This window comes from Leadbetterella byssophila DSM 17132, assembly GCF_000166395.1.
GTDB lineage: Bacteria > Bacteroidota > Bacteroidia > Cytophagales > Spirosomataceae > Leadbetterella > Leadbetterella byssophila.
Map to the genome: position 1 here is coordinate 871086 of NC_014655.1, position 23656 is coordinate 894741.

The window sequence follows — 23656 nt, forward strand, 5'->3', positions numbered from 1 at the left end:
AAAAATAAGTAGGCATTTTGTGCTAATTTAAAGAAAAACACAACACGAAATGTATTATAAGCTGAAAATGCTTAATGTTAGATTGTTACTAATCCTGCTGTATCAAATGCTGTAAATCGGGGTCGTTCTTGATACGCTCCATTTCGCTTTCAACAATTAGCAAAACGTCCGCTTTGACCTGCCTGTAATTGGCTTCAATGACCTGTTGACCAAAGGAAAGACCAATCTAATCAAAGGCATGAAAAACAATTCGGGCAATAAATTCAATGCCTATATCGTCATGAACGATAAAGCCGAAACCTCCTTTGAGTTTGAAAACAGGAAACCAAAACGAAAATAAATATTTTGTTTTTCGGACGGCATACAGCGTGAGGGATAGAAGCGACATCCTTTTGCGGTCCTGCAAGATCCGCAAAAGATATAGCGGATAGCCCGACCCGTCTGCATTTTTTCGATAGCCTGGGCATGGGGATAAAATGCAGACGGTGGCACGCCCAAATCCTACTTTTCGTCCTGCCCGTCCATTTTCTTGATAAGTTCCTCCCGAAGCGCATCAAGGAATTTGGTACGGTTCATCTTCCGGTTTCTCAACTCCAAATAAGTCTGATAAAAATTGCCCAAATCAATATCAAATGTGCTTTCAAAGTATTGGGCTACTTCCCTTATATCGTTGTTCCCGTTGTCAAATACATTTTGATAGTGCAGGGCATAAATCAGTTCTATCAAGGCTACTTTGCTACCTGTCCATTTCAGCTTCTTTTGGGTTTTCGATTTATCTTTTTGGAATTTGTTATACAACTGGTCTTCGATGTAAACCTGTATCAAATCATTGGCTATTATCTTGGCGACCTTGTAATCATGTGACGTGGAAAAGGACTGGTCAGACTGGAAATAATAGGTGTCCAACCATAGCTTAATATCGTGGTTGCCCCGTAAAAACATTTTCTCGTCAAGGAACGAGTTATTGCTACGGTAGTACTTGTAAAAATCGAGGTTGTTGTCAAAGAACCTATTTAGCTTTTTCAGTTCTTTGTTGAGGTATTTCCTTATGGGCTTTGCTCTGTAGGGCTTCTTTGTCTCGATTTTATAAATGGCGTTGTAGTAAATGAGTTTTGCTAAAATAGCAGGTTTCTGATATTTGAAAAAACGGATTTCTTCATTCACATTCTTAAACCCTCTTTTCAAGACATATTCCTTTACTTCGGACAAGAATTGTACAATTACGTGTATAACAGCCTCTATTCGTTGTACAGAGCAATCAATCTATTCCAGTTTCGGTGATTGAGGTTTCCAGTTTAGAAAGTGTTTCATTGTAAAATTTATCCATCCAATTATTTTAATTGCTATTTTATTAGAAATGCCTAAATCTGTTGTGTTTAGGCATTATCCAATTCCTCGTTTATAATTTTAGAGAGATGACAGGGCTACCCATCATCTACACGCTATTTTTTTTTAATAAAGAATAGCTAAACACTGCCTTTCTGCAATTCAAAGATGGTGATTTCTGGAAGTATACCCACACGACCGGGATATCCAAGAAATCCAAAACCAGCATTAACATATAGCTGCTTGTTTCCCTCCGAATAAAGCCCTGCCCATTCTTTGTAAATGTATTGCACAGGACTCCATTGGAAGTGTTCGCTCCGCACACCAAACTGCATCCCATGTGTATGTCCGGCAAACATTGCATCAACATCCGTATCTAATACCTGTTCACGCCAATGCGATGGGTCGTGTGACAGGAGTAGTTTTACTGCTTCTTCCTCGGTTCCGAGTAATGCCTTTTGAATATTCCCTCTATTCGAAAAGTTCCTCGTACCCCAGTTTTCTACTCCCACGATGGAAATAGTTTCGTTATCCACTTTGACCTTGCGGTTCTCGTTGCGAAGCAAATCCCATCCCATGACCTTATGTGTGCCAACGAGGTTTTTGAGGTTTCGGTGCTTTTCGGGAGAATCCCCGTAACCGAAATGGTAATCGCCATAGTCATGGTTTCCGAGTACCGAGAATACCCCTAAATCGGCTTTCAACTTGGAAAACAAATCTTGATAGTCTCACATCTCCGAAGCAAGGTGATTGACCAAGTCGCCCGTAAAAAAAATCATATCCGGTTTTTCCCCCATCAATAACTCTATCCCACCTGATACCGCTTTTTTATTGTAAAACGAACCCGAATGCACATCCGAAATCTGTGCAATGGTCATACCATGAAAGGTTTGTGGAAGATTAGGCAGGTACAGCTTTTGCCAACGAATCCTATAATCGTATGCGCCCGAAATTACACCCCACGATAGCCCAAAGAACGGCAACGAAGCCACGACCAATCCCGACTTGAGCAAAAAATCGGAACGTGTGATTACATGCCTCTGCTTGTCTCCGATAAGTTGGGGAGAGGGAGTTTCTTTTTCTTTTTTTGGAAAGAGAAAACGGGAAATCCACACGCCTCCACGCCTAATGTCGTCAGTAACCAAGACCAGTCCATAGCTAAATTTACACATGGTCGTAATGATAAATGTAATCACAATACCGGAACGGTAAGCAAACGGAAAATCGGAGCGAAGTGCAGTGAATAACCCGATTAGGAGCATGATGCTATACCCCCACCACAGCCATCCAAACCATATTTTCTTCGCAAAGGGGATGCTCGACCCACGCAATGCGAAGAAAACATAAAAGTCCAAAGCGACAATAAGTATGGCATAGAAAAGAAGCATACGGTATATTTATTTGCCTAATTTTTGTTGAACCTGTGCAGGGTAGCGTTCGCCTACAATTTTAATTGTCGCCAATGCTGCATTTATTTTGCTCAACTCGTCATTGGTTAATGAAACATTTGTCGCACCAATGTTTTCTTGTAAGCGGTGTAATTTTGATGTTCCCGGAATTGGAACGATGAAAAGTTTTTGAGCCAATAACCAACCTAATGCAATTTGTGCAGGTGTAGCGTTTTTGTCTTTCGCAATGGAAACAACCAAATCAACTAATGCTTGGTTGGCTTCCCTATTTTCTTTGCTGAAACGTGGCGACATATTTCTTGCATCAGTTTTATCCAATTCCACATCTGCGTTTATTGTTCCTGTCAAAAATCCTTTGCCCAATGGACTAAAAGGCACAAAACCAATACCTAATTCTTCCAATGTCGGAATAATTTTATCTTCGGGCTCACGATAAAACATTGAGTATTCGCTTTGCAAAGCGGTTACAGGCAAAACGGCGTTTGCTTTGCGAATGGTTTCTGCATTTACTTCACACAAACCAAAATGTTTTACTTTTCCCTCTTTTATCAGGTCTTTTACAGCACCTGCAACGTCTTCAATAGGAACATTCGGGTCGAACCTGTGCTGATAAAACAAATCAATTACGTCTGTCCGCAACCTTTTCAAAGACGCTTCGGCAACGGCTTTTATGTTTTCGGGACTACTGTCTAATCCCAATCTCCCATCCCCGTCTTTGAAACCGAATTTTGTAGCAATCACAACTTCATTACGCAATGGTTCAAGTGCTTCGCCTACCAAGAGTTCGTTTTCTCCATAACCTTGCGCCGTGTCAAAGAAAGTGACTCCGTGTTCAACTGCCGAACGTATTAACTTTATGCTGTCTTCCTTTGTAGGTGCATTCGGAAAACTTAATCCCATACACCCAAAACCCAATACAGATACTTCCAATCCGCTGTTTCCTAATTTTCTTTTGTTCATCTTTTTTGATTTTAAAATTTGTTAGTACAAAATTGGCTCAATAAAAAATGAAACCATTTGCCATTTGGCAAAAAGTGATTTTAGCGGATATTCTTTCTTATTCTGCTTAAAGATGATTGCGTAATGCCCAAATAGGAAGCGATATATGACAAAGGCACACGATTTACCAATGTTGGAAACTTCTCGATAAAGTCAAGGTAGCGTTCTGTTCCGTCCTGCGAAACCAATTCGCTTCTTCTTGCAATTTTTTCGGCGTGATGTTTAGTGATGATTTTTTGAATAATGCTATCCCAACCAATAATCGTTGCGGAAAGGTCTTTCCAATTTTGTTTTGAAAAAACAACCAATTTGCAATCGGTAATGGCAGACAGATATTCGGAAGGCGTAAAAACTTCATCAACTGTGTTTCCCGATAAAATCAAATGGTTTTCCTCAATAAAATAGCGTGTAATTTCTTCACCTTTGTTGTTGTAATAAAAAACACGAATAACACCGTCCGTAAGAAACCCAACCTGTCTAACTGTTTTTCCCGCTTCCCAATAATATTCGTCTTTTTTGAGTTCTATTTCTGTCGCCTTGCTTGTAATCAAGTCTATCTGCTGTTTGTTCAAATTACCGAACTGCAACAGGTAATTTATAAATTCTTCCATAGTACAAAATTATTAAATGGTTTGGTATGAAGATTTGCCAAATGACAAAATGCAATATTATTTCTGTGTTTCCTGGAAAGGGGCGATTCAGTAAGAACAATTTTTGGGTAGCCATGCGAAACCCATTGTACTGTGGCAAAATATTCATACCTCCCTACAAAGAGGAAAAGGGATGTTTTGTCAAAGGACAACACGAGCCTTTAATCAGCGAAAAGACCTTTGCTGATGTGCAGGATATTCTCGATGGGAGAAAGAGGGTTGTAAAGCCTAAAATCGTGGCTATGGACAATCTACCGCTTAGAGGGTTTATTAAATGCCCTAACCCTAATTGTAATAGGATGCTCACAGGAAGTGCTTCAAAGGGAAAGATGGGAAACTACTATTATTACTATCATTGTAGTTCCCCCTGCGGAACACGGTTCAAAGCAGACACGGCTAACGAGGCTTTCTTAAAACAACTGCGGTATATGTCGCCAAAAGAGGGTATGGTTGATGTTTTTATTGAAGCCTTTATAAAAGACTTTAATAACAAAACCAAAGCCCAAAACACCGAACGCACAAATATCATAGGTGAGATTGATGCGTTGAATAAACGCTATCAAAATGCACTATTAAAGAATGCCGATGGGGAAATGGCAGACGATGATTTCCAAGAAGTAAAGAAATTGACCAAAGGGAAAATTGAGGTTTTGGAAAGAAGATTAAACGACTTGGCAGTAGTAGGAACGGAAATTAAAGATTTGGTAGCTTCTACCTTAAAAAAGGTCGCAAACATTGATAGACGCTATGAAAACGGCGATATTGAGGAAAAAAGGCTTATAGTGAGTTCGATATTCCCTGATTATTTAGAATTAGACGGTGTACAACATCGAACTCGGAGACTAAATCCAGCCATCGCTCTTAACTATGAGAAAAACAATAAGTTTCAGAAAAAAAATAAAGGGACAAGTCTTAATTTTTAGACTTGTCCCCACATGTGGAGCCGCAGGGAGTCGAACCCTGGTCCGAACACGGCTACTGTCAAGCCTTCTACATGTTTAGCCGATCTTGATTTTCGAGATTAGAAAGCCGTTCGGCATACCTCATCTAATCCTTATCTCCTCAAATACTATATAGAGATCAGAAGCCCGTCTCCATACGCCTCTGCATGATCGACATCCCTGAGTCCCTAGCGGCAGAGGTTGGCCCGGGAGGAATGTGGCTTATGCGTAATTTACTCCGAAATTAGGCAGCCATGGCATACGAAGTGTTGCCAGTTATTGTTCGGTAGATTTTTTGAATGGAGACCTTCCACCAACTCCATACATGCTTATACTCGCAATGGCATCATGCCGTCAAAACCGGTCGGCCCCATTGTGTAGAATAGTAACGGAAGGGAATTTCGAAAAGTTCCTACATTTTTCGCATTTTGTGAATCACGATATTAGATACTTTTCCCCTCTCAAACCTTATATATACATGATTAGTCCTTTCATTGCTGATCTTTTGACCAAAATACCACTCCTTTGTCTGATCCAATTCCTCATCATAAGCCTCCTTTACCGTTTTGATGTTCAGCATGGTACGCTCAAAATAAGGGGCATACTTGTCTTTCCTTTGGAACCTAATCAACTTCTCGGCAACCGACTTACTGCTTTCTCCAAGGAATATAGGATCTAATGCGTCTTTTGGCCAATAGGCCAAAGATTCACCATTGTTATACGATATGCTTTTCACTCTCTTATTCTCCATCCAAATCTGTACACCCTTCTCCGTGCCTCTGTTCTTATCAAATACGATGTAGGAATACAAGGGCAAACGCTCCTTTAAATTGTCAAAATTTTCCAATCTGTTACCCACAATGTTCAAATATTCCAGATCCAAACTGTCTCTATCACGCTGAAGCTTTTTATACATCTGCTCATGCGTTAATCCTATACCGTACTCTCTTCCCGTACTGATACTATCTTTTCCTATCCGTTTCATGAAGGGCGGATCCACAATAACCGGATCTATGTCCAGGTCTATGGATAAACAACTACTCATTAAAAGGGACAAAAGTCCTAAATAACACTTTTTCATTATCTGTCTTTTCATACCATACATGACAAGACAAAACGGGGGAGGGTTGGAACGGAGGCAAAAAAAAGAGGCCCGAAGGCCTCTATTCTCACTTTCCGTAAAGTTTCTTGTATGCCGCTTCGTACTTGTCGCCTGCAATCCAAGCCGGAGCTTGAGCTCGATTAGCAATTAATCTCGCCGCATACGTGTATGACTGTGCATATTTCAAAAGATAGCTGTGATCTATGTTGTCCGGATTATCTGCTGCCTGATGGTAGAATTTGTTGATTTCCGCATCAAAAGCCGTGAAACCAGGAGAGTAGGTTGGAGCCGGTATACCTTTTGCCGCCAAGCTCACGTTATCTGAGCGATCAAAAAGATTTTGCTCAGGGGCTGGATCGTCCATCGCTGTTAACCCAAAAGCCTTAGTAGCTTTTTGGAACTCTTCTTTAACTCCCGTTCTGTCAAGACCAATGATAGTAATCCTAGACACGTCATTGTAACCTGCACCATCACAGTTCATGTTAAATACGGTTTTCTCTAAGGGTACCAATGGATTTTCTGCATAGTACCTGGATCCCAAAAGTCCCATTTCTTCCGCTGTATATGCTACAAAGATGATGGAACGTTTAGGCTTTACTTTTGTAAAGCTTTCCGCAGCGGTCAATACGGCTACTGTACCGAAAGCATTGTCTCTTGCACCATTAAAGATAGTATCTTGAGGGGTCACCTGACCTGCAGCCGCACCATAACCTACGTGATCATAGTGCGCAGAAAGGATCAAATATTCACTCTTTAATTTTGGATCTGATCCTTCTAAAATACCTGCTACATTATAGGTAGCTATATCCTTTGACTGACGAGCACCCACCTCTAAGTTTACCTTAGAGATCTTGTTGGCAACTAAAATCTTTGCCGCTGTGGAGCTGATCCAAAGGTGAGGTACTTCTCCCTGTGCTCCTCCTGATGTCTTTAACTTAGTAGATGGTCTACCAAAGAATCTTTGAATCATAGTCCAAGGACGAGGAGAATTAAAAACTTCTATGATGGCAACTGCACCCTTTTCCTTCGCAATTTTTTGTTTATCATCAACAGAAGCGAATAATTGGTTAGGCGCTTCTTCACCTGGAACACCCACACTTGTGATGATCACCTTACCTTTTACATCTACACCTTTGAAATCATCGTATCCTTTTTCTTTGTCTACCCAAGCATAAGGAAGGTGTACTACTTCGTATTCTCCTTTGATAGCGCCTCCTTGCATTAAAACAAAGTCAGTTCCAATCTTCGCCGTACCTTCAGTTGTGGATATTACCCCTACACTTGGTGGAATGGTAGTTTCCAAAGGTACAGGTTGGTAGTAGCTATCGCCATTAGCGGGCTTCAAACCTAGTGCGCGGAATTGTTCGGCGATATATCTTGCAGCCATCAGGTTACCCGGAGTACCCGGTTTGCGCCCCATCATTTCATCTGCCGCAAGTATATTCATGTGTTTGCTGGTCTGGCTCTGCTGTACCTTGAACTCAGGGAAATCCTGAGCCATGACAGAGCTAGTAAGTAATAGCCCTAGGCTTATTGTAGTAAAAACTCTCATAAGTTAATATTGGGTTAAAATTCAAATGTAAAAAAATGTAATTCTACTTGCTACTTTTTTATCTGCTAAATTTGCGGAATGAAGATAAGACCTGCTAGCCCTCAAGATGCCAAGGCTATCACTCCCTTGATGCTATTAGCTATGGATGATATCGTTGCGCGATTTCTGCATTCTAATGATCTGCGCGATGCTATAGTTTTCATGGAAACGCTGATAGCGCAGGAAAACAATCAATACTCCTACGAAAATATCCATGTTGTGGAGCACGAGGGTCAAATTGTTGGAGCCATATGTATCTATGATGGAGCATTATTGCATACCTTAAGAGAGCCTGTAAAAGCTTATGTTGAGAGGAAAACCAATGGCCGCTTCGAACCGGAAGATGAAACGGAAGAAGGGGAGTACTACATTGATTGTTTAGCCGTTTTGCCAGAGTATCAAGGGAAGGGTATAGGTAAATCCTTACTTTCTTTTGCAATTGAAACATATGTAAAATCGCAAGGCAAAGTCCTGGGTCTGCTGGTAGAAAAGCCAGAAGCCAGAAAACTCTATGAGAATGTAGGTTTTACTTTTCATTGCACAAAAACCTTAACCGGTAAGCCTATGGCGCATATGCAACTAATTGATGTACATCAATGCGGGTAGATTTTCAACTACCTACCTTTGTGTCATAAATAATAATAAAAGACATGGCACAATACACATATCATAGCGCTGACTCCAGAGGAGATGCCAATCACGGTTGGTTACACAGCAAACATACTTTCAGCTTCGCTTCCTACCATAACCCTGAAAGAATACATTTTGGAGCTTTAAGGGTACTCAATGATGATTTTGTAGCCGGAGGAAAGGGATTTGGCATGCATCCCCACCAAAACATGGAAATTATTTCTATTCCTCTTGAAGGCGACTTGAAACATAGTGATAGCATGGGTAATTCGGGAGTAATTCAGCATGGGGATATACAAGTAATGAGCGCCGGAGCGGGAATTTATCATTCAGAATACAATAAAAATCACGACAAACCGGTGAAATTTCTTCAGATCTGGGTAATTCCCAATAAGATGAACGTAGAGCCGAGATATGAGCAAATCACCTTGGATCCAAAAGATAGAAAGAACGTATTTCAACAAGTGATTTCTCCCAATCCAACTGACGAAGGTTTATGGATTCACCAAAACGCTTGGTTTAACATGGCTGATTGGGAAGAAGGTGTAGAAAAAGAGTATACTTTCCATAGTAAAGGTAATGGCTTGTATATCTTTGTTTTAAAAGGAGATGTACTAGTTGATGCTCAGAAATTAGGAGCTAGAGACGGATTGGGAATTTGGGAAACTGATGGTATAAAGATTAAAGCAGAAACTCCAACTGAATTTCTCTTAATGGAAGTTCCTATGGACGTTTGATCAGCTTTTCTCTGATCTCAGCGAAAATATCTTCAAAGGATGCCCCGATAGGTATTTCATTGCCTTTCACCCAAACTGAGGTTCTGGAAACCTTTTGGATCTTTTCTAAGGAGATGATATACGATCTGTGAATTCTATAAAAAGACTGGTTAGGCAAGACTTGCAAAGCATCAAGTAAGGTTTGTCTAACCACTTTTTTCCCCTCTGTAAGATGATATTCCATATAATTCCCTTGGGAAACTACATAATGTATGTCATCATAAGCCACTTTTTCTTCCTCTAAACCTGTTTTCAGGAAAATATACTTAGGGGGGCCAGAGATAGAATCCAGAACTTTGGTACATGCCTTAGAAAAGCGAGCCAAAGAAAAAGGTTTCATTATATAATCTACTGCATCCAAATCAAAAGCCTCTACGGCATACTCAGAATAAGCAGTGGTGAAGATCACTTTCGGCTTATTAGGCAGGGAATGCAAGAATTCCAATCCGGAGATATCCGGCATTTTGATGTCTAAAAAAAGCAAATCCACATGATGCTGTTGCAAATAAGGGATAGCCTTAAAAGCATCGGTAAAAGTAGCTTTTAAAGTTAAAAACGGAACTTTTTCGGATAGAAGTTGGATCACTTCCAATGCTTTCGGCTCATCATCTATGGCTATGGCTTCTATATTCATACGACCTTTAAGGTTAGACTGACAAAGAAATCCTGATCACTTTCCTGTATGATCAATTGATGCTTATTTGGGTAGAGTAAATTTAATCTACGCTTCACGTTTTCCAACCCAATACCGTGGTTATTTCTTTCCGTATCTCTTTCTTCACGGTCTTTGTGTAGACTGTTGTGGACCTTAAAAAAGATATGTTCAGCATCATGGGTCAGGGTGATTCTGATCCAACTGGCCGATTGCAATGATATACCGTGCTTAAAAGCATTCTCCACAAACGGATTTAATAACATAGGTGCAATTTCCAAAGGAGCACTTACAGGTTCCAGAAATAATTCTACGTCAATACTTCCGTCTAATCTCAATTGTTGGATCTCTATATAAGTTTGTAATTGCTCAATTTCCTTTTGGATTGTAATATAATCAGACTGATCCAGCATAAAACGCATCATGTCACCCAGCTTTTGTATCCCACTGGCAGTCTTATCTGCATTTTCTTTTAAAGCCAATGCATACATTGAATTTAAGGCATTAAACAAAAAGTGCGGGTTTACCTGGGATCTAAGTTGCTTGAGTTCTGCAGACTGTACATCTACCTTTGTAAGTAGCATTTTTTGTTGCTTGTCATACAAGTAATGTAAGGTTCCGGCAAAAGCTCCTGCTGCTATAATCCCTAAAAAGATCAGTAGATACAATTCATTTTCTCTCCCTAGAAAGGTCCAAAACGAATAGTATGTAGCATCAAATCCAATAGAATAGATGTTGATCAAAGAAATTCCTAAGGCAGAAATCAGTACTAAAATTACGGATCCAATGATGTATTTACTTTTCTTTATAAAATAGAAAAATACCATTTCTCCATAGACTGTACATACCGCTATGATGATAAATTGAAGGTAAGGCAAAAGGTCCCTCATGGAGAGGGCAAAGAAGTTAGGTCTTAACAAGATGATGATAAAAAGTAAACTACAGATGGCAAAACAGAAATTAATTACCACGTTATACATGTTACCTTCTTGCCGGAATCTTCTGCACAACTGATAGAACATCATAGACAGATATTCGTAAATCAGGATCAGGCTCAAATACACACTTGTGTTAGCCACCAAACTTATTTTCCTGGTTCTTTTTATGAAGAGAATAGGGTTAAACTCCGAATTTGTGGTCCAATAAAATCTCAAACTTTGGTGTATAGAAAACCCTACAATTAACAATGATACTGCCAGGATAAATGCTACAAGTGAAGTCTTATCTTTTCCAATATTATTCAGATTGGGAAATACATATTGGTGAATCATCAACCAGGCAAAATACACACTGATGACGAATAAGGTGACCGGAAGTATTAGGTTTAAAAATGGGTTATAGATTTCTAGGGCTCTGTTGACTTGATCTACAGGTACTCTCTGCAAAAGCAAAAAATTTACATCCTCGTTTAACTGATTGGTTATACCGGAAAGATATTTAAAGGTAAAGAGGAGCAGACCTCCCAGCATGATCCAATTTTCCCAGTACCTTAATTTACTTTCCTCCATTTTTTTTTAATATTTAGAAGCAAACTAAGGGAAATCCCAGATTCAAAAGTAGAAAAAGTGACAAATGTGGATAAAATTGGGACAAAAAAAGGAGGCCTAAGCCTCCTGATTAGAATTCGTATACTACGGTCACCACAGATCCCGGTGGGATATTAATATCTGAATCTACATTTGATATTTTATCCTCAGCAAGATTTTTAGCAGATGATGTAGTATAAGCTTTTATGCTTTTTACTCCTGAAAGTTTCACTTTAGCGTTAAATGGCTCTTTACTTAGGTTAGTATATACAGCCACCAATGTCTTGCCATCAGGTGAAGAATAGGCTGTACCGAACTTTTCCTTGTTCTCATTGGCCAATTTTAAAGCTACTCTTTGATATCCCGGGCGAATGAATCTACTGTAATTTCCCAAGACCCAAAGGGTTTTTGTGGCTTCATGTGTTCCTCCGTTCTTATGATCATCTCCGTTAGGCTTCAAATTAATCAAAAGGAAACGGTTTTTATGTCCCCAGCGCTCCGTAGCCATACTTGTCCAATAGGACCACGCTGCTGCATTAGCATAAACGATATCCGTATGAATCACTTTAGACATATATAGGGCGATATCCATGTAACTTGCTTTGCCAAATCCTACGAATTCATTAGCATCATATCCATCACCCAGCATGCTCCATTCCGTTTGGTACACCTTCAAATTAGCAGCATCTGCGGCAGCTTTTACTTTTGATCTGACGTCAAGTAATTGTGCCCAACTTCCATCTGTCCAGTAACTGTGCCCTGCAATGATAGGAGCCACATGCGATAGGTTTCCAATATAGTTTTCGCTTCCTGAGTTAAACAGGTTATTGATCACGTTCTTCCTCGCAGCATCTCCACCTGTTTCGTACACAGAGGCCCAATCTCCTGCCTCTGCTAAAAGGATCTTGGTATCCAAACCACTTTTCTCCAGGGATTTATTGAGTTCCCTGGCTATTTTGGCCACATCCTCATTCCTCCAAGGGCTACCTTCTTGAGTAGGATCCATCCAGTTATGTTGTGGTTCGTTAACAGGTGAGATATATTTAAAGCTTATACCTTTTTGTTTTTTATAATGATCCAAAACTAGGGCCATGTAATCTGCAAAGTCATCAAATTTATCGTCTTGAAGGTTTACGGCAGGAGCAGAGGATGCATATCCTTTGTTATTCTTAGTCCAAAGTACAGGAGGGGTATTACTAAATAACACAAATTCTTCAACACCGTATTCTTTGGCCTTTTGCAGGAAATACTCCTGACCCAGGTTCTTGTTCCAATCTATTTGACCCGTTTTTATATCAATGAAAGAGTCTGCTCTACGGGTATAATCAGCTATTCCAGATGCTACTCCTTGCTGATGAGTACCACCACCTAAGTTAACCCTCCATTGGGAAAGACCAATACCTTGGGGCTGGCCACTTACAATATCCTTAGAGAATAGTAGCTTTGCTATACTTGCTTTTTGCTCCTCTGCCCAATATTGCCCCACAAACGCCGGTTCCCAACAATCAGATGCCGCAAAACTTTCCATGGTTTGGAATCTTTGTTGCAGATCTATGGTCACTCCAGACTGGCTTGGTGCAATGGTTGGTGAAGGAGAATTTTTGCAGGCCGAAAACAGGCCTAGAAGAGTTATTGCTATGAATTTGATTTTCATTTTAAGGAAGAAAAGTGTGCCGTTTTCGGCACACTTCGTTTAGATTTTAGAAATTAGGATTCTGAACTATGCTTCCATTAGAAAGCTGTACTTCCGAGTGAGGAATAGGGAATAACAAATCTCTATCTTCACGGAAATTGATCCCTTTATTGCTGTTTTCTTTCTGGTTTGTTTTTTCATATTCGTCAGCCGCTGCAGATAGATTATATCTTACAAAGCTTCCGTTTGCCCCAAAAAGATTAGCGATCATCTTTTTACCGTTACTTTCTGTCCATCTACGGATATCGTACAAACGGTTAAATTCAAGTGCTAATTCCAAACGTCTTTCCGTACGAATAGCATCTCTCAATGCCGTACCGGATGCTGTTACTTCACCTAATTTGGCACGGGTTCTTACTTTATTTAAAGCAATTCTAGCCGCTGCATCATCACCAAGGGCATTACTCGCTTCTGCATACATCAATAATACATCTGCGTAACGTAGTAAACGATGATTCAAGTTATTGAAGTTAGCATCATAAGGCACTGATCTTTCTGCACGAGGGATATAGAACTTTCTATTGATTCTAGCTGATTTGTGTTTATCAGGCGTAATCACGTAATTCTTTCCTTCCGGAGCTGTTTCACCAGGAACATCATCTCCATGCTTAACGATAGTCCATTTCAGACGCTCTGTATCGCCAGCGTTTTTGAATGCGTTTTCTAAGTCTGAAGTAGGAAGTCCCCATGACCAACCTGAATCATCTCTAGAACCGGTGAATACAGGCAGTCTTCCTCCAAGATTATAATTGGTAACATTACTGAACTGCACTTCGAATACAGATTCTTTTCCGTTATTTTGTGCAATAGTCCATACCTGACCAAACTCTGGAAGTAAGTCATACTCCCCAGAATTTATAACCTCTTCTAATACAGCCTTAGCCTCTGCATACTTCTCTTGATATAGATATGCTTTACCTAAGTAACTTTGAGCAGCACCTTTTGTAGCTCTACCTAAATCTGTAGATGCATATTCGCTTTTCTTTGGAAGATCCGCGATGGCTTCTTTTAAATCTTTTTCAATTTGGGCATAGGTTTCAGCGATCGAGGCTCTCTGAATACCGATCACTTCGCTAGGAAGTTTCATTTCCAAAACCAATGGAACACCCCCGAAATTCTTCACCAATTCGAAGTAGTTGAACGCTCTCAAGAACTTAGCTTCTGCTATGATTCTTTTCTTCAAGCTTTCGTTAGAAATAGGAGCATCTGCTACTTTATTGATGACGATATTACATCTCAATATAGCTTTGTAGCGGTATTGCCAATAATTACTAATCGGACCATCCTGGGCTGGGTTATCGTAATGCGCCATACGGATCCAGTCGCTTTGAGACTGAGTAGTATTACCCATCCAAAGGTCATCTGTAGACATTTCAAAACCCACGTTAGGAGCAGCTATTTGCCACCAATCATCCCAAAAAATTCCTTGGTAAGCTCCGCTTAATTGTTTCAAGCTTTCTTCCTCATTTTGGAAGTAGGTATCCAGGTTTTCCTGACCTAATACGGGCTCTTGAAGGAAATCAGAACAACTGCTGGTTCCGATCAACAATGCCGCACATAAAGCTGTTTTAATTATATTCTTCATCGTCTAATTAAAAGTTAATGTTTACACCTAATAAGAAACTCTTAGGATTTGGATAAGCCAAATTGTCAATACCGCTCTCCAATACACTGCCCATAGCGGCACCTTCAGGATCTAGCCCGCTATAGTTGGTGATGGTAAATAGGTTTTGAGCAGAAGCAGACACACGAACATTCAAACCTTTGGTTAAAGAAGAAGGAATGTTGTAGCCTAACTGGATCAATTTAGCTCTCAAGTATGAACCATCTTCTACAAAGAATGAAGACACTCTTCTGAAGTTTAAGTTTCTGTCATTTACTGACAATCTAGGGTAGAAGTTAGTACTTCCTTCACCTCTCCAAGCCTTATCATAAGCATCAGCATAAACGTTTTGACCGTTTGTTCCGGCATAGAATCCACCTTTGGCACTGTTATAGATATCATTTCCGAAGGTACCGTAGAAGTTAGTCACTAGATCAAAGTTCTTGTATGCCAGTTTTAGGTTAAGACCTAACATCAAATTTGGGAAGGCATTTCCTATGTACGTTTTATCTTTATCATCAAGTACACCATCATTGTTCAAATCTTTGAAACGGATATCCCCTGGTACGGCATTAGGTTGTAATAAATCTCCTCTCTCACTAGTGTGGCTGTTGATTTCCGTTTGGTTTTGGAAGATACCATCTGCAATGAAGCCGTAGAAGCGACTGATTTCTGCACCTTCTTCATTTCTTACGATGTAATCATTGAAGAATCCACCTCTTAGGATTGGAGTGTTATCTACAAGCGTCAAAGCTTTGTTTTTAACGGAAGATAGGTTTACACCTACTTCATAGTTGAAATCATTGCTAGCTTTATCTCTCCAGTTGGCTGAAAATTCCCAACCGCGCGCCTGCATACTACCAATGTTCGTCATCATTTCTCCCGCCCACATTGGGTATCCTAGAATAGAGAGGTTCTGACGAGCCATCAACATGTCTTTCGACTTTTTAGTAAACCAATCAGCCACGATGTTCAAACGGTTATTCAGGAAGCTCGCGTCCACACCGAAGTTGTAATCCTCAACGGTTTCCCAAGTCAATAGTCTATTGCCCACTAAACTAATGGCGGTACCTACGTTTCTATCTCCATTAAATACATAGTCAGCCGCACCTATCAAATTCAAATACAAGTTAGGATTGATGCTTTGGTTACCTACACGACCCCAGCCCGCACGAATTTTCAGATCACTAAACACATTCAAATCCTTTAAGAAAGCTTCTTCAGATGCTCTCCAAGCCAATGAAACTGCAGGGAATGTAGCATATTTATTACCTTCAGGGAATTTAGAAGAACCGTCAACACGGAAGGAAGCCGTAACGTAGTACTTGCTATCATAGTTATACATGGCTCTACCCAAGTAAGACATCAAGGATGTGAAAGTATTTGAACCTGAGGCCGCCTCATTAAGCGTACCAGCACTTACATACTGAAGGTTAGGGTGGTTACTAGGAATTCCGGCTCTTGAACCGTTGATCCAATAATCCGCGAAACGCTCCATAGTAAAACCTCCCATCAAGTTTACATTGTGCTTATTAGAGAAGGTAGTGTTGTAGTTCAATGTATTTGTCCAGTTCCAATCTACCCAGTGGCTAACATTACGGGAAGCAGAAGCCAAGTCATTTCTTTCCAGGTTATCGATGAAGAATTTAGGTGTAAAGCTATCGCTCATTCTAAATCTTGCATTTACACTGTACTGTGTCCTTGCGATCAATCCTTTGATAGGCTCAATGCTTAGGAAAGGGATCATCATCATACCGTACTCGTTACTGCCACTATTTTGACGAGCTACAGATGCTACAGGGTTCCATTCTTGGTTATTGTATGAACGTGCATAATTATTAAATGGATTAGAATCCCAAAGGTTCTCTGCTTTTAATACAGGAGTAGTTGGGTCCATCTTCATCGCAGCACCGAACAGATTAGGCGTATCTTTCCAAGTCTCGAACTTCGGAGCCATATTGATACCGGCTTTCACATAAGAGTTGAAGTTATATTCCGTATTGAAACGTGCTGTAAATCTTTCCCATTTACCTACATCAAATTGAGATTTCTCGCCAAAGTAACCTACGGAACCGCTATATACGAATTTCTTATCTCCGCCTTGGAAGCTGAAGTTATAGTTCTGAGTATATCCGGTCTTAACCGTTTGATCCCACCAATCCGTGTTGATACCTAAACCTTCCGGAGTGTTCCATACCGGAACATTCCCGTCATTGGTGTATCTTTCTTTGAATACCTTCTCGAAAGTAGAAGCGTCAGCCAAGTTAGGCTTATTTACTGTGGTGAAACCGTAATTCGCATTTAAAGTAAACTTGGTTTTACCTTGACTACCTTTCTTGGTAGTAATCATAATCACACCGTTTGAACCTCTGGTACCGTAGATGGCAGCAGCAGAAGCATCTTTTAACACTTCTATGCTTTCAATCTCATCCTGATTAAGGAAGTTGATGTTGTTTCCCACCGGGAAGCCGTCCACTACGTAAAGAGGATCTGAACCGTTAATGGTAGTTACCCCACGTATGATAACTCTAGGAGTAGCTCCAGGACCACCTGCAGACGTAATTTGGACCCCGTTAGCTTTACCCTGCATAGATAGCATGGCATTACCTGCATTCATGGTTTTCAATTCATCGCCTTTTACAGAAGTAATGGAGCTGGTAAGGTCTGATTTCTTTACCACACCATAACCTATAACCACCACTTCCTCCATTAATTTGGTATCACTATCTAGATACACATCTATGGTTTGCTGACCATTATAAGGTATTTCTTTAGTGACAAAACCTACCATAGTAAATACCAGCACTCCTTGGCTATTCTTAACCGAAAGGGTATAATTTCCGTCGATATCACTCATGGCAGCGGATGTTCCGCCTTTCTCTCTAACGGTAGCACCGATTAGGGGCTCGTTATCTCCCATGATTTTACCTGTTATGGTGATTTGGGCATTAGCAGCCGTGACCATCACCATGAACATCCATACTAATAGTTTCTTCATGTTTTAATTTTTTGGAAAGAATTGTGATCTTTTTAAATGTGTATCAAACTTGAATACATATCTACCACTGGTTTTAATGGTCCATTTGCCAGGATTTTCTCCTCCATTAGACACATTGCTTTCAGGATCATTTGATCTGTCCCAACGCCAGAATGGTTCAGGCCACCATCCCCATGAATGCTGTGCAGAGATGATAAACTCTACTACAGTACCAGCGGTTAAGTTCATTTCAGCAGTAAATAGGAATTTGTTTTCACTGTCTTGAGTTAAGATCAATGGCTCCGCAGGGTTCCAGTTGCCAGCATCAGGTAATCCTGCACCTACAAGGCCAATTTGAAGGGGAATTGAGCCTTCACCAGGACGAGTAGGATCTAATAAAATAGGAGTTCCAATGGCCAGAGGCTTGTCGGCAGGAGTGTATGTTCCTACATGATATTCACCTGATTTCACATTGAATTTGATTTCATAATAGCCTTTGCTTCCTAATACTATAGGCTTAGAAATCTCTGGATCGTCTGTTAATACTTTGCTATTCTCTGGATCAATACCAAAGGCAATAGGAGCGAAGTCCGTTTTTTGAGGTAAGAAACGTAGTTCTACACCCGCTTTCTCTGCATAGTATCTGGCTCTATATGTAAATGGAGCAGTTCTCTCTATTAACATAGGTCTGCCGAAGACGTCAGAGTTTAATAAAGCTGCATCATCCACGTCAGACAGATACATCTTAGGGAAGTCTGGCATTTCTGAAACTCGAATGATACTTTGTTTTTCAGTAGAAAGACCCGCTTTATCTGTAGCCTTCAATTGTAGCGTGTAGGCTGCCACTGCAGCTGGAAGGTTGATACCTTCTATAAAGGATAGTGATTTTCCTTCCACACGTACTTCTTTTTCGTAGTTCAACTCAGGAATGCTAACTTTTACTACATCAAGAGCCTTGTTATCCTCTACATTGAACTTCACATTTAAGCGAGTAGATGGCTTCAGAAGAACCGTAATTTCCTGATCAGGAGAAACCGTGAAAACCGGTGCGTCAAAGTCTCCATCCATACTTACTATAACAGTAGAAGTAGACGTTCTTCCACCCAAATCCGTTACCGTAATTTCAAGCGGAAATTGGTCGCCTTTGATATCTGCAGGAACTTTGAATTTATAGTTTAAATCATATTCGTGAACAATTCCAACCAATGTCAAATCAATGGTTTTATTCAAATGGAAGTCACTATTCTTTAAATTAACCGAACGAAGTCCATCATTATCCGTAATTTTGGCCTTGATAATGAATTCTCGACCGGGTTCAGTAGCAATCTTCTCTGTCTCAGTTAGGAGTCCCGGAGGAAGACCGTCTACGTCAATGAAGTCGTCGTCTTTCTCGCAACTACTTAATAAGAAGAGCGATAAGAGGAGCATGTTGAAGTACTTTCTCATTAACATATTAAGTTTTATTTAATCTTGGAATTTTTATAGCAAAATTACTTCGATCGGAAACCTTCAGATGGTATAAATTCCGGTCATTTTAGATATACAAATCAGTCAAAATGGGAATATTTATAAAAAAGTGAGGATAGATGCGGGAAAAACTTAAGTATTGGATCATCTTGTTATGGGTACCCTTACACCTACATGCCCAAACCCGTCATCTTGGAATAGTACAAGGTTTATCTAACAATTATGTGCTCAGTATCAGCCAGGATTCCGAGGGCTTAATCTGGTTAGCTACAGAGGACGGATTGAACAGATTTAACGGGAAATCCTTCAAGGTTTTCCGAAAGTCAGAGGGCGGAATTTCAGCTAATGAACTGAACAAGGTCTATGCAGATGAATCCGGAGTATGGATAGCTACCCAAAGAGCCGGACTACAATGTCTGGATCCAAAGTCAGAATCGTTCAAGAGTTATGTTCATGAGGCCCAAAATCCCCAGTCCATAATGACAAATGACGTGACTGATATATCTCCTTCAAGACAGGGATATCTATGGATAGCTACCTATCACAGAGGAGTGGCATTAATGGACAAAACAAAGGGCACATTTACTCCATTACAGATCAAAAATCTACCAGATGATAAAACCTGGGCGGTAAAGGAAGATCCCAAAGGTTTACTTTATATAGGTCATGCGACTCAAGGGCTTAGTATCGTCCGACTGAAAGATAAGAATGTCACCCGTATCCAACAAAATCACGGCCTACCCGGAAATACCGTCAGAGCCATATTTATTGACCACCTGGGGCATGTGTGGATAGGTACGAACGAAGGACTAGCTCTCTTCAGAAATGGAGAGATAAAAGCCTATAAAAACTTGGGGCAAGTATATAGCATAGGACAATTAGCGGATGGTCGACTATGGATAGCAACTGAAAAATCCGGTCTGCATTTTTTAGATTTAAGGCAAAATCTGGATCCTGCTAAAATTAAGTTTGAAAGTGTAAAGGAATTAGCAGGTAAAAGTATCCGAACGGTTCTTCAAGATAAGTTCCAAAACCTCTGGGTAGGAAGTTATGGAGACGGAGTTTACTTCCTGCCGCATAGAAAAGCATATTTCAAGAATTACAGGCCGCAGAAGTATCCTACAGCTTGGGGTCTAGCAATTGATGAAAACAATAGGTTATGGGCAGGTACAGATGGAGGTGGTATTGATATCTTAGGAGTAAAAAATATCCAGTTACCAGACAATGCCGTCATCTCCGCTTTCAGAGATAGATTAGGACAAATTTGGATAGGAACCTTCCAAGGTGGAGCCTTTTCTTTCACTTCCCAAGGCCAAAAACTTACCCATCTGGAAGTAGCCGGAGTCAACAAAGATATCCGTTGCTTTTTTGAGGATAAATCCGGTCAACTGTGGATTGGAACAAGTTCAGGGCTCTTGCATCAAAAATCAAATACCCTCTATACTGCAGAAAATTCAGGCTTGTCTAGCAACCTAGTACGTGCAGGCTTGCAGGATAGGAAGGGGAATTATTGGATAGGCACATTTGGCGACGGCCTCCAGATTCTAGACTCTAAGATGCGAAGAATTAAGGAATTTAGGACAGACAATGGTTTTCCCTCCAATACAGTAAATCATATTTTAGAAGATAGGAATGGCAACATTTGGGTGGCCTCAGGTGAAGGCCTTGTCAGGTTTAGTCCTAAGGGAGAAATGAAAATCTACCGGGAACCTCTGCACAATCAACATATACGGGCCATAGCGGAAGATGAGGCAGGGGATATCTGGTTCTCCACTATAGCGGGAATTTCAAAGTATGTTAGAAACTCAGAGAAAATCATAAACTATTGGGGACATGAAGGTATGCCAAAAGGAGATTTTATGAGCGGTTCAGTGGCTCAGGATGCCCATGGCTTCCTGTATTTCGGCTCCCAAGATGGAGTTTGTTACTTTCATCCCAGCCAGGTACCTGCCGTCCTGCCAACCCGAAAGCCCGTCTTTACTGATTTTAGTGTATATGATGATTTGGCACAAAACCGACAAAAAATCATACCCTTACAAGATGTAGTGACCTTATCTCATAACGAAAACACCTTTACGATTGGCTTTAATACTTTAGACTTTGCGCAGGAGGGTGTTACAGAGTATGCCTACAGTCTAGAAGGATTGAATGAGCAATGGTACAATACTGAAGGAGAGACGTACGTGACCTTCAGAAACTTATCTCCGGGTGATTATACCCTTCGTTTAAAATCAGGCATCAAGGACCAAGGATGGGGAGAAGAATATGCTACTATGGAAATCAGAATCCAACCGCCATTTTGGGCCAGTTGGTGGGCAAAACTACTCTATCTAGGACTTGCAGCCGCGATCATTGTCTACCTGTTGAGGTTTTATGCTCGAAAAATGGAACTGGAGAACTCTCTTTTGATAGAAAAGAGGGATCACCAAAAGGATCAAGAATTGCATCTGGAAAGAATTCGGTTCTTTACCAATATCACCCATGAACTAAGGACTCCACTAACCTTGATACTAGGGCCATTAGAGGATCTTCTTAATGAGAAGACCTTGTGCGAAGCACACAAAAGTAAGGTGTCAGTCATACATAAAAGTTCTTTACGACTTCTAGCACTTATCAATCAGATCTTAGATTTCCAAAAGACCCAGAGTCAGTTGCGAAAGTTGAATCTGATTCCTGGGGATCTCTCTTTAGCTGTATTTGAGATAGGGAAGAAGTATCAGGATTTGAATAGAAATGAGGAGATTCACTTGGAATTAGATGTACCGGAATGGAATGATAAGATCTATTTTGATGAAGAAGTTTTACATATCGTTTTGGAAAATCTTCTTTCCAATGCATTCAAATACACTCAAAAAGGGGAGATCCGCTTGGAGTTACAGAAATCTGGAGACTCCTGGGTGAAAATCCAAGTGAGTGATACGGGGAAAGGTATACCACCTGCCTCTTTGGACAAGATATTTGAACGGTATTATCAAGTTGAAGAGGATTCAAAAGTATCCGGAACAGGGATAGGATTAGCATTAGTCAAAAGTTTGGTTGAGCTTCATTTAGGAAAGATAGAAGTGAGCAGCGAACTAGGTAAAGGTTCGAGCTTTACGGTGTACCTTCCCTATAAAACGCCGGTCAAAAACGAAGAAAAAACCTCCGATAAGCCACAAATCCTGGTGGTAGAGGATCATACTGACCTCCGAGATTATATCGCAGAAACCCTTAAGGAGAAGTTTCAGGTGATTGTGGCTGCTAATGGACAAGAAGGCCTCAGACTAGCCAAAGAGCATATGCCGGAACTCATCATCACAGATTTGATGATGCCTGTCATGGACGGTATGAGTTTGAGCAGAAAACTTAGAGAAAATATTCACACCAGTCATATTCCCATTATCCTTTTGACCGCAAAAGATACTACGGAAGATAGGATAGAGGGGTATGAATTAGGGATTGCCTCTTACTTAACCAAGCCGTTCTCTGCACAACTGGTGATCTCCCGTATCGAAAATCTTCTGGATGCCCAAAAGAAACTGGTGAAGGAAGTAAAAGAAAGTGGGGAGACTACACCTACTTTAAGTCGTATTGACAAAGAATTTCTCAGTAAAGTAAAACAGAGAATTGAAGCTAATCTGGAAATGGAAAAGCTGGATGTAGAATTCCTGGCGGCAGGAATGCACATGAGTCATTCTACCTTATATAGAAAGATCAAAGCATTAACCGGAGGATCTGTAAATGAGTTTATTCGTAAGGTTAAGATGCAAAAAGCAGCTGAATATTTGAGTACAGGAGAGTTTACGGTTTCAGAAGTGTCCTTTAAGGTAGGAATTTCCAGTATGCTTTACTTTAGACAGTGTTTCAAAGAAGAATTTGGAACAAATCCTTCAGAATATATAAAGAATTCTAGAACATAGAATGTACACCTATGGGATTCCCTTCTGAGTCCATCAGGAGGGAATAATACCCAAAATCCTCTATGCCGGATTTTTCTTGAATGATCTTTCCTCCTGCAGCAAGGACCTTGGATTCTTCTATACTACAATCTTTGGAACTAAAATAAACTATAGTGCCCCCTGATCCGGGTTGTAAATGAGGATTTTTTACCAAAGCTATTCCCGGATGATTATCAAAGCTACCGAAGACATACATTTGGATCTCAGAGTCAATTCCTTCCATGGGAATTTCATTCAGTTCCACTGAAAATACTGATTCGTAGAAGCTTCTGGCTCTATCCATATCTTCTACATAGATCTCAATCCATGATAAGGGGCTCATTTTACATTACTTATATAAAGAAAGTTAAGAAAAATTTTCCATATAAACAAGAAA

19 protein-coding genes and 1 other RNA gene are annotated in these 23656 nt (G+C 40.3%); 5 read left to right on the forward strand and 15 right to left on the reverse strand.

Translation table 11 applies throughout. The features are described from left to right. Positions 1–238: 238 nt before the first annotated feature. Positions 239–340: a hypothetical protein gene (locus tag LBYS_RS18620; protein WP_222836536.1), complete on the forward strand. Its 102-nt coding sequence runs from the start codon at positions 239–241 to the stop codon at positions 338–340. A 161-nt stretch (positions 341–501) separates the two neighbouring features. On the opposite strand, the gene LBYS_RS04070 is transcribed toward LBYS_RS18620, so the two are convergent. The 5 genes from LBYS_RS04070 to LBYS_RS04085 all read right to left on the reverse strand — a co-directional run bounded on the left by LBYS_RS04070 (position 502) and on the right by LBYS_RS04085 (position 4345). After that, positions 502–1209: an RteC domain-containing protein gene (locus tag LBYS_RS04070; protein ID WP_229310455.1), complete on the reverse strand. Its 708-nt coding sequence runs from the start codon at positions 1207–1209 to the stop codon at positions 502–504. A gap of 257 nt (positions 1210–1466) precedes the next feature. Then, a complete protein-coding gene (locus tag LBYS_RS19560; RefSeq protein ID WP_229310456.1) occupies positions 1467–2042 on the reverse strand; it encodes a metallophosphoesterase in 576 nt (191 codons plus the stop codon). Between the two features lie 12 nt (positions 2043–2054). Continuing rightward, positions 2055–2714 (reverse strand): metallophosphoesterase family protein, encoded by a 660-nt coding sequence (locus tag LBYS_RS19565; RefSeq protein ID WP_229310457.1) that lies wholly within the window; start codon positions 2712–2714, stop codon positions 2055–2057. A 9-nt stretch (positions 2715–2723) separates the two neighbouring features. Then, a complete protein-coding gene (locus tag LBYS_RS04080; RefSeq protein ID WP_013407623.1) occupies positions 2724–3695 on the reverse strand; it encodes an aldo/keto reductase in 972 nt (323 codons plus the stop codon). Between the two features lie 80 nt (positions 3696–3775). Next, positions 3776–4345, reverse strand: a complete 570-nt coding sequence (locus LBYS_RS04085) for a Crp/Fnr family transcriptional regulator (protein WP_013407624.1) — start codon at positions 4343–4345, stop codon at positions 3776–3778. A 41-nt stretch (positions 4346–4386) separates the two neighbouring features. Between LBYS_RS04085 and LBYS_RS20015 the strand changes: the two genes are divergently transcribed. Next, the gene (locus LBYS_RS20015) at positions 4387–5307 is read left to right on the forward strand and encodes a recombinase family protein (protein ID WP_510186327.1); all 921 of its coding nucleotides are present in this window, start codon (positions 4387–4389) and stop codon (positions 5305–5307) included. A gap of 12 nt (positions 5308–5319) precedes the next feature. Here the strand turns inward: LBYS_RS20015 and ssrA are convergent. The 3 genes from ssrA to LBYS_RS04100 form a co-directional block, all read right to left on the reverse strand. Further along, positions 5320–5697, reverse strand: a transfer-messenger RNA (tmRNA) gene (gene ssrA, locus LBYS_RS18625). Positions 5698–5737: 40 nt separating this feature from the next. Continuing rightward, on the reverse strand, positions 5738–6406 hold the full coding sequence (locus LBYS_RS04095; RefSeq protein WP_013407626.1) for a hypothetical protein: 669 nt from the start codon (positions 6404–6406) through the stop codon (positions 5738–5740). 88 nt (positions 6407–6494) lie between these two features. Beyond that, positions 6495–7979: a M28 family peptidase gene (locus tag LBYS_RS04100; RefSeq protein WP_013407627.1), complete on the reverse strand. Its 1485-nt coding sequence runs from the start codon at positions 7977–7979 to the stop codon at positions 6495–6497. 78 nt (positions 7980–8057) lie between these two features. On the opposite strand from LBYS_RS04100, the gene LBYS_RS04105 reads away from it, so the two are divergent. Next, positions 8058–8624: a GNAT family N-acetyltransferase gene (locus LBYS_RS04105; RefSeq protein ID WP_013407628.1), complete on the forward strand. Its 567-nt coding sequence runs from the start codon at positions 8058–8060 to the stop codon at positions 8622–8624. A gap of 44 nt (positions 8625–8668) precedes the next feature. Then, positions 8669–9385: a pirin family protein gene (locus tag LBYS_RS04110; protein ID WP_013407629.1), complete on the forward strand. Its 717-nt coding sequence runs from the start codon at positions 8669–8671 to the stop codon at positions 9383–9385. On the opposite strand, the gene LBYS_RS04115 is transcribed toward LBYS_RS04110, so the two are convergent. The 6 genes from LBYS_RS04115 to LBYS_RS04140 form a co-directional block, all read right to left on the reverse strand. After that, entirely contained in the window at positions 9372–10058 is a 687-nt protein-coding gene (locus LBYS_RS04115) for a LytR/AlgR family response regulator transcription factor (protein WP_013407630.1), read from the reverse strand. The two genes, LBYS_RS04110 and LBYS_RS04115, sit on opposite strands and share 14 nt — an antisense overlap. Continuing rightward, positions 10055–11584, reverse strand: coding sequence for a sensor histidine kinase (locus LBYS_RS18145; RefSeq protein WP_013407631.1), 1530 nt, complete (start codon positions 11582–11584; stop codon positions 10055–10057). Before LBYS_RS18145 ends, LBYS_RS04115 begins: the two co-directional genes overlap by 4 nt. Positions 11585–11693: 109 nt before the next feature. Then, positions 11694–13256 (reverse strand): glycoside hydrolase, encoded by a 1563-nt coding sequence (locus LBYS_RS04125; protein WP_013407632.1) that lies wholly within the window; start codon positions 13254–13256, stop codon positions 11694–11696. Between the two features lie 46 nt (positions 13257–13302). Then, positions 13303–14880, reverse strand: coding sequence for a RagB/SusD family nutrient uptake outer membrane protein (locus LBYS_RS04130; RefSeq protein WP_013407633.1), 1578 nt, complete (start codon positions 14878–14880; stop codon positions 13303–13305). A gap of 7 nt (positions 14881–14887) precedes the next feature. Continuing rightward, positions 14888–17896, reverse strand: coding sequence for a SusC/RagA family TonB-linked outer membrane protein (locus LBYS_RS04135; protein ID WP_013407634.1), 3009 nt, complete (start codon positions 17894–17896; stop codon positions 14888–14890). 3 nt (positions 17897–17899) lie between these two features. Next, complete coding sequence (locus LBYS_RS04140; protein ID WP_222836537.1) at positions 17900–19321, reverse strand: hypothetical protein; 1422 nt, start codon at positions 19319–19321, stop codon at positions 17900–17902. Positions 19322–19461: 140 nt separating this feature from the next. Here LBYS_RS04140 and LBYS_RS04145 point away from each other — a divergent pair, with 140 nt between their 5' ends. Further along, the gene (locus tag LBYS_RS04145; RefSeq protein WP_013407636.1) at positions 19462–23241 is read left to right on the forward strand and encodes a hybrid sensor histidine kinase/response regulator transcription factor; all 3780 of its coding nucleotides are present in this window, start codon (positions 19462–19464) and stop codon (positions 23239–23241) included. Here LBYS_RS04145 and LBYS_RS04150 read toward each other — a convergent pair. Beyond that, complete coding sequence (locus LBYS_RS04150) at positions 23231–23602, reverse strand: VOC family protein (protein WP_013407637.1); 372 nt, start codon at positions 23600–23602, stop codon at positions 23231–23233. The genes LBYS_RS04145 and LBYS_RS04150 overlap by 11 nt on opposite strands. Between the last annotated feature and the right edge of the window lie 54 nt (positions 23603–23656).